Here is an 11151-nt window from a genome sequence, read left to right as displayed (position 1 = left end):
TTAATTCGAGATTGTACATATTAGCCTTGCCCCAAGTTCGAAACTTCTCAACCTCCTTTTTCCCCATGTCATCCAGGCACTCGAACCATCCAAGGTCTGAATACTCGGCCACGCATTTTTTCGCTTCTTCATATTGCCCTTGCATGGTAAGAACAAACCCTTTGATCCTCAGCCCATGACCATAATATACCACTAAATGCCGATCAGTATGTAGGTTTTTAACAAATTTTTCTTTTTTTAATCGGTCATAAACAAAAATAGCACATGCATACAATTCGTCCCCATAACGCTCAACTCTTTTCCAGTCACCAAGTGAATAGCAGACATTCGCCAGCAGTAACAAAGCATCAAGTCGCGTTTCTTCTGACAGGCGGCTATAGAACGGCTCAAAGCGCTCTAGCGCTTCCTTATTTTCTTCCGTGCTAATTCCAACGAGGCATTGAAACAGCCGGAATTGACACAGGAGAAACGTTTGATCGTTATGATCTGTCCGGTCAGTGATAATACGATACAAGGGCGCTGCTTCTGCCTTCTTTTCCTCTTTGAAAAGTTGCTCTGCTACAGCATAGAATTGATCTTTCATTTCTGCCCCAAACCCTAGATTTGTCATTTGCCCCAAACACTCCCTTCAATAGATACCATAATATTACATCTGGTAGTTTTCGATGGCAATATAGAACATTTAGAGGAGATTAACCGATTATCAGCAAAAAACAGTAAAAAACGAGAGTAAAACAACGAATTATGACATTTACCAACAAATAAATACATATTTTTACACGATATTCTGGACAAATCCTAGCAATATCGCCTTTTTTGGTACTACTAAATGCTCATAAAAAAGTAGTTTTGTCCCATGTGAATTATATTGGAATACGTGGTATTTTATAGAAGAACGATCCAGTCGGCCGACCATTGTTCAAAAACACTCAATTTGGAGGGATGTGGCCGGATTAAGGGTGCAGCTGAGATATGTGTAATTTTAGATCTTAGTATGGATATATATAGTAGTGAGCGCATCGAGAAGCTTTTACGCGAGCGGTTGTTTTTTTATAGGGTGAACAACATGGGACAATAGCATTATTTTAAAAAAATATTTTTTTCCTGTGCAACCTTTTTAACCCAACTTACGTTAATATGCTTTAAACACCAATATATTGAAATATTGATCAAAGTTGGGAGGCGGAGGGATGCAATAACCCCATAAAAGTAAGTACGAATATTGCTATCAAAAAAATTTTCACCATGAGTTACATTGGAACAGCTCCTTCAGGTGTATTCGCAAAAGACTCATTTTCAGCAAATTAATCTTAATCTATCGGAGGCGTTATCAATGGTATTTAAAAAGACTCTAAGCTTTATTTTAACAGCTACAATGATCTGTGTCTCAGTCGTAGTCCCCGCAGTTAATGCCGAACCCGTTGATAACACTAAAATTACCGTTGAATCTTACAGCATTGAAACTTTATCGGATACTAAAAATGCTGAAGGATTGTATGTTCCTATAGGATACAAAAACGTCAATGCAATAACTGAAATTACTGATGTGGGCGGAGAAATCAAAACGAAGATAAGTGTTGTTGAGGACCATTTTGACCAAAACAATTCCTTCAAGAACTCTGTTATCAAACACGAGGAATACTATAATAATTGGGATTCAGGAGAAGCTACATTTATTAAACAATCAGAAACTTCAAATACTCCACATGTCCAACAAAAGGTAGGGCTTACCGCAAAGAAAACAGAAAAATTCGTCCAAGTAAACTTGTCGAATGATGAAAAAACTAAAATTAAGAAGGAAATTGAAGGTTATGTAGCTAAACTCCCCGAGGCTGCTCCACAGAAAGCACAGGGTTTGAAGAAGGCTGATCTTGAAAAATTAAAAAATGATCCTGAAGCAAAAAAAGCATTTGCTGCGCTGAGTACCGCCGCTTCTATTGAAATGGCCGGAGCATATGATAATTATTATAATCATAATACAAGTACAGGATGGTTCCGTGTACAAACACTAGGCGCACAAGGTCATATGTACTTAAGATATGAAGGTTCCACTTATGGAAGTTCTAAAAATGCAAATTCTATGACTCAATTTAAGACTAGCATTAATGGTTACGATACTTACATTAATCAATACATGGAAGCACCGGTATGGCCAGAAGTAGTTGGTTGGGGATCGGCAATTATGGGACTTATTACAATTGTTGCTGGCTATGGTACAGGACCAGCAGGTTGGGTTACAATAACACTATATTATGGCGGCGCGCTGTCTACATTTGCTGGAATAACTTCCACAGTTTATGCAACTGTTTCTCGATTGGATTTGAGTAGAGTGGCAGCACAATACTGCGAAAATGCAAGAGTGATGAATTTCAACGGTGGGGCATACTGGGAAAATACCACATTCAGCGTCGTTAATGGATTTTAAAATAATTAATAAGCGCGTCAACTCGACGCGCTTACTCTTCTTTTTAGAAAAGGAGGGATCAACATAAAGAACAGTAAGTTACGTTGGGCTTGGATTATTCCACAAATATTTTTGACCTTATTAGATATCGCTCTTTTTATATTCACATTCATAAAATGGGAAGAGCTCCAAGGTGTAAGAATTATGTACCTCATTTTTTCATTTTTGCTATTAGGGGTAATCATTCTGGGAGTTGCCACCATAAGAAAGTGGATAATCCAAGGGAAAATGTAATGTTGGCGGTCGCCCCTGTAACCACAACGAATTAACGAAGTTCCAATTTTAGCCCCGAGCGGCAATTTTGATTTCGTGGAACAATGCAAAAAATGGCTCTTGTTCGCATCTACGCGGCAAGGGCCGATCTTTGGTTCGCGATCCTGGCAATCAACGTCCTTAAAAAAACAGCGTGCAGCCTTTTATGAAGGGATGCACGCCGTTTTATTAAACTTCAATTTGTTGCCCGGATGCCTTCCGTAGCTCATTCGCCAGCCAATGAATGTAATCGGCCTGCTCCTCATACGCTGCGGCCGCGGTGCCGTCTCCAGCCTGTACTGCCTTCTGCCGTTTTACGTCCAGCTCCTTCCATGCCAGACTCATCCAAGTATCGATAACTGTATTTGTTACCCTCGCATCAAGCATTGGTTCCTGTGTCTCCGTACCATATTTTTCAAGTCCATATTCAGATATGATGTGATTCAACTTTTAGGTACATTCTTCGGGTATTGCGAAACGTCTTCTGCCGTGCAAAGGAATGGAATTTAATCAATACGAATTCGTGCGACGGCCTACGCTGGCCAAAGAAATCAAAGACGAAGATCGAAGTTTACAACGAAGCTGAAATAACTGCGATCGTTGATGCGCTATATCGACGGCCTGTAGTTTGGCGAATCATGATCTTGGGGACATTTTCCGGTGCGTTTCGACGCGGAGAGGTTGTGGCGCTTGAGAGCTTGGTACATGAAAGAGTGCTGTAGCCGAACGCTTAGGGCACTCAGATGAGCGCACCTTGATTACGACATACAGCCACGTCACAAAAACAATGGAAGAACGGGCAACCTCTAAATTTGATAGGTTTGAACGCCGCCCTTCTTCTATATAGAGTCCGTCCCCAATTCGTCCCTAGAACGAAAACGGGACAGTTTCCCCCCTCATTAAAGCCCCTTATGCAGCAAGGCTTTACAGATTATTATATTACAAGGTTTATACTCCTCATAGGTACGTTCAAAACGAAAGAGTCGTAAAAGGTCAAACTCTTGTATCGTCGTTTCAATTCCTCATAGGTACGTTCAAAACGAGATGGCGGACCCGGGACAGGGTTTGGCGGCTACGGGTTTCAATTCCTCATAGGTACGTTCAAAACTTGTACAGGTCGTTGAATGCCATAGTGTGCCTCCTAGTTTCAATTCCTCATAGGTACGTTCAAAACCCACAAAAATCCGCCACTACGCCATTTCCACATATCCCATAATTTCATCTCTCCCACAGCTAACGCTACAAACCCTTCCGCTGTGCAGCTATCGTTGTCGTCGATCCCCGGGCTTTTTTGCAGCATTGGGGGTCGACGACAACATGCACAATGCACAGTTAAATTATAAGGCTTTGTCCACATTTTTCCAACCCCATGACTCCCGATCCGAGTACTTCTGGGTCCGCCAGGTATATAAAATAACCGAATCGTCATCGTCTTCGATTATACTATTCAGTTCCGCTTTAAGCTTCTTCAGGTTGGTCTCCGTCTAACTTCGGAAGCTTCACAGGAACGGTCAGACCAAAGCAAAGCTGCACGATCTTTGGATTTTCTGGTGAAACATTTCTCACCACCGTACCGAAGTAAGGGGGCAAGCTTGGCGAGTAAAAACAAGATCCCGGTTGGACCATGATTAACGGACGTTTAAACGGATGCCGACCACCAGGGACGTTTTCCCCGACCTTCCCGTATTTCGTAGCAACCTTGTAAAATCCTCTCACCGAATCATGCCGGGAAGGCACGCAGCAGGATAAAACTGCATAACCATTGCTATCCTCACAGGCATCCAGATCAGCAAGGTTCTCGTCAATTCGCTCCAGCCTAAAAACTCCTTTACCACTGCTCTTCTTCGCACCGAAGCCGATTTGCCCGACTCCCGTCAGAAGCTCTTCGAATCGTTTCTGATACGACGAATCCAAAAATCGTACGTACAAAGAATACACTTGAGCGTATTCCACCTCGGTGTCGAAGAGCCCGTTTCGCTCCAGACTCGTTCCCGTAGACCGATCAATAATAACATGCTGCTCCATACGGGAGATGGTTGGATTCCCCGCCTCCTCCCAAATAACGGAGCGACCGCTTCTCATCGCGTCAAATTCATTTATTGTCAGCCATTTGCGATCCTTTCGCTGTTTGTTTAACTTCATTTCGCGAATCATGTCTTGTTTGCTATTCATCCCATATGCACCAACAGGCGAAGGCATAATTAATTTCGGCAGCAAATCTCCGGGAAAGCCGTTGGAAATAACAAAAGGCGGCTGCTCTTCACACTGTTGTATCCACCGGCTCAGTTCACCCTCCCCGTAATGCTGCAATATTGCCCACGCTAATGTTCCCATCAGCGTATCGCTGTGCAGCGGAGTTACTAATCCCGAACGAAAGTGCAGGCGGTAACGTATCAGTTTCATTTGTCGTTCCCGCCAGCATCGTGCCTTAACGAATCCACAAGCTTGCCGTCAACCGAGACATGGCGGAATTCGATCTGCCCATACCCCCGTCCGCCTGAACTTCCGAGGTAATCCTGCTGCACCAATTTCATTCCCTCAAGCACGAAATCAACCAGCGTTCGCTCGTCATCAAAATCGAATTTACGCAGACTAATCTCGAAATCGAATTCACTTCCCGCTGGAACCCTTTCTTGCTGGCGCGGCATTTTTGCTCTTCCGGTATTTCTTTCAATGGCATTCTCTGTCTTAATTTCCGCAAAATGAATACCCGTCTCGAAAAGTGCCTCCTGAAGAATCTCCAAAGATTCTCTCGTCAAGGTAGCATCCCGCACCAATACCCTTGTCGGAGCTTTGGTCGGTCCGAATGAACCAAAAAATTCGCATACATTACAAGTGCCGCAGCGGCAAGGATCTTTCGTAATCTGAGAATATTTGTACTCAAGCAATGATCTCATTTTGCCTTTCAGTGAAGAGCCCGGAATGTAAGGATGTTTGGTCAAAGGATGACGAATAATGTTATTGTCTATTCCCCCGATTTCCAACTGTTCCTTCGAGCCGCCAATACGCAAGCCGCTCAGGCAATGAATTACTCCACGGATCAAAATATGCTTCTCCAGCTTCATCTTGGTTACCTCCTGGTAGGTTGATTTTTATTAAAATGATTATCCTTTGAATAAGAAGCTCCTCCGTAAGGCTTGTCTGGTCTGCGATTACCTGAATTTCCATGGGATCTTTGTCCCCCGCCTTCCGTATTAGGAGAGAAAGCAACAACGCTCTGAAAATGCTGGAAGAACCCGAGCAGTCCTTGCTGTGACACGGTAGCCAGGCGGACATTTTTCTGGATAAAGGTTTCAAAAGCCGGTGGCACAACTCCTCTTTTCACGGCATAAGCGACATCGGCCTCCAGCTTGTCGATTTGCGGACGTACCATATCAAAATTTCCCAACGTACGAAACTTATTGGTTACCCCAAGCACCTTACTATAGAACCGGCGCATCGAAGCGCTTGTCAGTCCTCTCTCCGCCAACATGTCTGCCACTTGCTTTGCATGTTCGACGATGATTTCCCTTCGCAGCTGTCCCTTCTCGTCATAATACCCGTCTACCAGATAACGTTCCGGCCACATTTACATCTCTTCCTTTCCGATGACGTCATTTAAACGATACAATCTGCTCATCTGGATTAAAGGTTTTAGCATTAATAAAGGATGATCTTCCTGTATTGTGAGAAAACGCTGGGCCCAAATTCTAACCTCTTTATCCTTCTCGTCGGACAAATTACGCGCAATATCATAAGCGAGCTTCGGGTAAAATCGCAGTCCCTGGGTGTCCCCGGCGGTATAAGTCCGATACATCTCCGCATAATCCAATAAACGGTAGAGAAACGCCGAGGTAACCTGTTTTTGCTCCCACATCGCAGCCAGACGCTTCGCCTCTTCGCAAAACTCAACAAACTGTTCCCAGTTCATGGCCTGCTGCAAGACAGACACTTGATTGCGGCCCTCCGGTCGGGTTCGGCTCGGACTTTCCTTGGCCCGATCCAATTCCTCCTCCGCAACTGTCGCCTGCCTGGCCACAGGCTGATGCGACTTGCAGAACGTGATACCGGCGGATAGCGTCAAATTCGGGTTATCTCCGACAAACTCACGGAATTGCAGATGAATCTCCTGGGCCAAACGAACGATCTCATCCCAAGCCCCGATTAGAAGCAGATCGTCTCCACCTGAGAATACCGTGTATACCCGGCGGTATTTTTCAGAGATGATTCTGTGCACCCAACCTGAAAAAAATAAATCCAGCATTTTGCTAAGTACCGCGATTTGTTGTAGCTGGACTGCCTGACCATCCCTATTTAAGCCGAACACGAAAACACTGCCTAAATAATCCACGTCCGCCTTCAGATAACCAAGCTGTTTGGCCCCGATTGCGGATTCCGCAATGCATTCAAACTGCAAAGGAGCGCCTGGTCTGACTGGGTCTTGAGCATCGCCTTTAGCAAGACAGTGCGGGCAACCGTTCTCGTCTGCTACTGGAATATAGTTTGCAACATATTTCGTTACCATCGGAAGACGATCATCCGTATCCACGGCCGGACTATTCAACCGGTATACCAAATAAATACTGTCCTCGTAGGCCGGAGGAGACTCCACAGCCTCCACGCTATATCCGTCCACAACGGGAAGCCCGCGCTGCGAAGGATAGCGATACACAAAATAACGCGCACGAACCAACCTCTGCCCCATTTCCTCATCAAACCGGCAGTGCTTGCATAGCTCCCCTTCATCTACCGCGAATTTCTTGCAAACCGAACATCGACGGCCCGTCTCCTGCTGCCGAATGAGCCAGTTGTTCGTATCCCAATGTTCCCCCGCAGTCAGCCCGTGGAGAAGCGGATTCATTTTGCGTTGGCGCAGCGTAAGGTTCAATCGTTCCATAATCTTGTCCATATGGGTCAAGTCATCCGCAACAATGACTTCGCCAGCCAGATTACAAGCGATTTCTCCGTGGTATTGTTCCAAAAACCAGCGGTCCAACTCTTCCTGGACACAGGTTAACTCCCTGAGCGTAGATGTCCCGCCCGGAAGTAAGATATAAAACTTGCCTCCCGAAGACATCACAATATTCGAAAGCGGCAAACCGAAACGATGAACGATCCGATGGGAAATGATGTCCGATAGCGCGCTGAGAAAGAAGGAACGGGCCCGCAAACGTTTCGCTACACTTCCTGCCCCTGTCTGGGCAATATCGAAAATATATTTTTGTATACCGGACAAATCACCGACAACTAACGTCATCCGTCCCGAATCTTCCATTCTTTCGCTGGTTAATGCCGCGGCCAAAGCACCAAGCATACTGCATTGTTCCGATACGGGCACGTATTGATGGGACGGTTTAGATCCGGATGCGATGCACCAGGCATAATGCTCTACCGTATTCTTTAATTTGGCGAAAAACGCTTCAAACGATAAGTCCTCCTGGTTCCACAGCCGGTTCAAGGAACTCACAAACCTCCGAATGTACGCGTGAGGATCGGCCGAAAGCTCCGCTTTCTCCCCCTTCGGAAAAATAGCACGCTCGCTCAATTCCGCAAAATCATAGACAACTTGCCTCTCGTAACGCTGCTCCAGTTCGATATAGCAAAATACGGAAGATAATCTTCTCAGCGAGTCAGCATCGTTTTCGGGCACGATATCCAGGATGGCAAGAGCTTTACGAATGGATGATAGGCTTGCCTGATCCGTGCGACCCTCTTGTAATTGTTCAAGGATCTGAAGCACTTTTTCTCCTCGGACTGCCTTTTGCTGTTGACGAATGTACTCCATGTGAGCTTCGAAATCGGAAGCGGGCAGAGAATGTCTTAGTGTATGATAAAGCAGATAATAATACGAAGCGACAATGGTCTCTTTCATTACTCTTTTTCACCTTCTTGTTCCCTGTACATTCCATGAGACATTACACGCTGGTGAAGCCGGTGACGGAGCCAATGAAGGAACCCGTCATGAACTTCAGTGAGCGGATTCTCTTTTAGCTGGCAATGGAACTCCTTGTGCAGCAATCCCTTAAGCTCGGTTTGCCAGTTGGCCGGGCTGAATGTGTCCGTTATCGTTTCTTTGGTCAAGCCCCCGAAACGGTGAACCAGCTCATTACGCTCTTTATAAATGCGATTCAGTTTGACTGCGAGCGGACTATTCTCGTCAAGCAAGCTGTCCGGTTCCAGAGCAGAAACCATTTTCTGATGCGTGCTACGGGTAGGAAAATCTTGTTCGCCCTTCACAAATTTATCCGAAAGAACAGATTCAAAACCATGAATTGTCGCCCACGAACGAATGGCTTCCCTTAACTGACCGGGATTATGTTCATTCGGCGCCGTTCCAACCCCATCCATTGCTTTGAGACGAAGCATATTCTCATATAAACTCATGAAAATTGTAACCCAGTCGTTATATTGCTCAAGAGCGTAATAGTTCTCGAGCTTCCAGTATTGCTCTTCGAGCAACCTCTTAATCTCCGGCTTGCGAAGCTTTTCCTGCACCCGCTGCCCGTTGAGCTTGATTCCGTTCATCAAATTCTGCGTATCAACGAAGCATTTCTTGAAAAATGCTTCTTCTTTAAAATCATGGTTCGTTATACAGTTCAACTTTTGTACAGCCTCATCGTACTGCAAATTTTTACGCAGGAGCAGCGCATCAAGAAAATGGACCTCGGTCGCATCCTTTTCTTGAAGCAGCTTGAAGCTTTCCAACAGCCTCTTGATTTGACCGTAGTGATGCCCTTCGAATAGTTCCCGGAAGTTATACAGAAGCTCGTCGACCGATAAATAAGCGTCTACCTCAATCTCCACCGCGGGCGGCTGCGGATCTCCTTTCCTCACCGGGCGCGGGGAGTAGATAAATTGCTTGTTGCGGGGCAGCTCTCTCGTGGTATTCACGGCATGAAGCAGCCCGAAATTACACGCCGGCGTTCCTCCCGCCACCGAAACATAAAACGGTTGGTTTAAATTTACATTATATTCGGTCAATTGGCGCAAAATTTGCTCCATCGCCTGCCGGTAATGAAAAAACATCCGATCATAAGAATAAGGCGCTTTGTGAATCGGATACCCCAAAAGCATCGGATTATGGCTTTCGAACAACTTCTGTTGGGTTATCGATAAGTGAATAATTTCAAAATCCATGCGGGTATCCGAGCTGCGGAAATCTAAACCTTCCTGCTCTGTATAAAACAGAATAAGGCATTCCAGTTTTTCATTTTTGGACCTAAGAAATTTGTCGATCGACCACAAAATCGGAAATTTGGGCTGAAAGACGTTCGTTTGCTCCTGTAAATCTTCATGCATAAGGTTGATTGCATTAAGGCGTTCCTCTTCCGGTATTCGAGAACCGTCTCGTTGTATGTCCGAAGTTCCGATATTGGCCAGCACGATCGCCATAGTTCCACCGCCCTATAAAAAAAGTGAAAATGAACCAATACTACTACATTTGACATGGATTCCCTTATTCCTTCCATTCTCTACAAAAATATTGTCATGTTTTTCTAAGAAACGACAAAATCGCCCATCCTCATAGATGAACGATCGCTTTGTACTTATCGTTATATTCGTTTTTCATTCGCCCAAATGACGAACCACTGAAAATAAACCCATCCCGTTCGAGCATTTAGCTCCGATTCCTGCCTGATGAACGATACGAAGCAGTTCTGGATGACCCGTTAATCGAAAATCGCCCATCCACCCTTTGATAATCGTGCCTTTGAATAAAACCGTTTTGGGCCTCAGGCTTCGAGAATCCAACGGCGTTAGCTCTAAGTTCGTTTCCGGAGCCGGATTACCGTGAATGGCCTCGTATTTTTTGCAGGCATTATTGGCTATCAGTTCGGAAAATTTTTCTTCTGTCGGTGAGTAATAGTATGTTTTTTTACGATTATTTTCGATCAAGGTGCTGTACATCGTTACAGGCGTTATCATTCGGATATGCATGGCGGAGCTTATTTTTTCGTCAACCACTTCGATGCCCGCCATGGTTACGCGATTCTGGCCGATAACCAGTTCCTTTTTAGCCAACAACGTAGTCGCCAATTCGCTAACCAATCGATCGTGAAAGCTCGAAAAAATAAACGATACCGGCGACGTAAAGAAGATCCTGCCATTTTCGAATTGATGGGCTCCCATTAATTTGGAGAAGCAGAACATGCGAAACTGCCTTTTTTCATATGGAAATCCGATGTTATGGAGCCGATCTCGAAATTCGTCATCCCCGATACAATGATAAATCATACCGTGGAGCAGCTCCTGATGATGAACCGGAACATTTAACTTTTCTTTGAATTGGAATTTGATTCGTATACGCACTAAGCTGCTTGCCTCCTTGAGCTTATAACAAACTTCCTATTCCTCGTAGGTACGATAAACGTCATTCTCTCCAGATGGGAAATATATTGCAGTTGGTTAGTTTTAATTCCTCATAGGTAAGAAAAAAATATCTCTGTGACATATAT

General features: G+C 44.8%; 8 protein-coding genes and 1 pseudogene. 1 reads left to right on the top strand and 8 read right to left on the bottom strand.

The window, feature by feature from the left end:
* A pseudogene (locus ET33_RS07000) lies at positions 1–610 on the bottom strand (DNA-binding protein); the annotation flags it as partial.
* 723 nt (positions 611–1333) lie between these two features.
* On the opposite strand from ET33_RS07000, the gene ET33_RS06995 reads away from it, so the two are divergent.
* Positions 1334–2425, top strand: coding sequence for a hypothetical protein (locus ET33_RS06995; RefSeq protein ID WP_036678400.1), 1092 nt, complete (start codon positions 1334–1336; stop codon positions 2423–2425).
* 480 nt (positions 2426–2905) lie between these two features.
* Here the strand turns inward: ET33_RS06995 and ET33_RS06990 are convergent, their stop codons facing one another.
* The 7 genes from ET33_RS06990 to cas6 all read right to left on the bottom strand — a co-directional run bounded on the left by ET33_RS06990 (position 2906) and on the right by cas6 (position 11005).
* Positions 2906–3103 (bottom strand): hypothetical protein, encoded by a 198-nt coding sequence (locus ET33_RS06990; RefSeq protein ID WP_036678396.1) that lies wholly within the window; start codon positions 3101–3103, stop codon positions 2906–2908.
* Positions 3104–4174: 1071 nt separating this feature from the next.
* Positions 4175–5119 carry a type III-A CRISPR-associated RAMP protein Csm4 gene (csm4, locus tag ET33_RS06985; RefSeq protein WP_036678392.1) on the bottom strand — a complete coding sequence of 315 codons (945 nt, stop codon included), beginning with the start codon at positions 5117–5119 and terminating at the stop codon, positions 4175–4177.
* A complete protein-coding gene (gene csm3 / locus ET33_RS06980; RefSeq protein ID WP_036678389.1) occupies positions 5116–5781 on the bottom strand; it encodes a type III-A CRISPR-associated RAMP protein Csm3 in 666 nt (221 codons plus the stop codon). Before csm3 ends, csm4 begins: the two co-directional genes overlap by 4 nt.
* Before the next feature lie 5 nt (positions 5782–5786).
* Complete coding sequence (gene csm2, locus ET33_RS06975) at positions 5787–6284, bottom strand: type III-A CRISPR-associated protein Csm2 (protein ID WP_051775151.1); 498 nt, start codon at positions 6282–6284, stop codon at positions 5787–5789.
* Entirely contained in the window at positions 6285–8567 is a 2283-nt protein-coding gene (gene cas10, locus ET33_RS06970; protein WP_051775150.1) for a type III-A CRISPR-associated protein Cas10/Csm1, read from the bottom strand.
* A complete protein-coding gene (locus ET33_RS06965) occupies positions 8567–10087 on the bottom strand; it encodes a hypothetical protein (RefSeq protein ID WP_036678386.1) in 1521 nt (506 codons plus the stop codon). Before ET33_RS06965 ends, cas10 begins: the two co-directional genes overlap by 1 nt.
* Positions 10088–10261: 174 nt before the next feature.
* On the bottom strand, positions 10262–11005 hold the full coding sequence (gene cas6, locus ET33_RS06960; RefSeq protein WP_036678383.1) for a CRISPR-associated endoribonuclease Cas6: 744 nt from the start codon (positions 11003–11005) through the stop codon (positions 10262–10264).
* Between the last annotated feature and the right edge of the window lie 146 nt (positions 11006–11151).

The organism is Paenibacillus tyrphae (assembly GCF_000722545.1).
Classification (GTDB): Bacteria; Bacillota; Bacilli; order Paenibacillales; family NBRC-103111; genus Paenibacillus_G; species Paenibacillus_G tyrfis.
Note: the sequence above shows the minus strand (reverse complement) of the source record. Positions and strands in the feature narration are given on the sequence as shown.

Coding starts and splice junctions, on each gene's coding strand:
- csm3 (WP_036678389.1), bottom strand. CDS start 5,781: ATGAAGCTGGAGAAGCATATTTTGATCCGTGGAGTAATTCATTGCCTG.
- ET33_RS06990 (WP_036678396.1), bottom strand. CDS start 3,103: ATGCTTGATGCGAGGGTAACAAATACAGTTATCGATACTTGGATGAGT.
- csm4 (WP_036678392.1), bottom strand. CDS start 5,119: ATGAAACTGATACGTTACCGCCTGCACTTTCGTTCGGGATTAGTAACT.
- ET33_RS06965 (WP_036678386.1), bottom strand. CDS start 10,087: ATGGCGATCGTGCTGGCCAATATCGGAACTTCGGACATACAACGAGAC.
- ET33_RS06995 (WP_036678400.1), top strand. CDS start 1,334: ATGGTATTTAAAAAGACTCTAAGCTTTATTTTAACAGCTACAATGATC.
- cas10 (WP_051775150.1), bottom strand. CDS start 8,567: ATGAAAGAGACCATTGTCGCTTCGTATTATTATCTGCTTTATCATACA.
- csm2 (WP_051775151.1), bottom strand. CDS start 6,284: ATGTGGCCGGAACGTTATCTGGTAGACGGGTATTATGACGAGAAGGGA.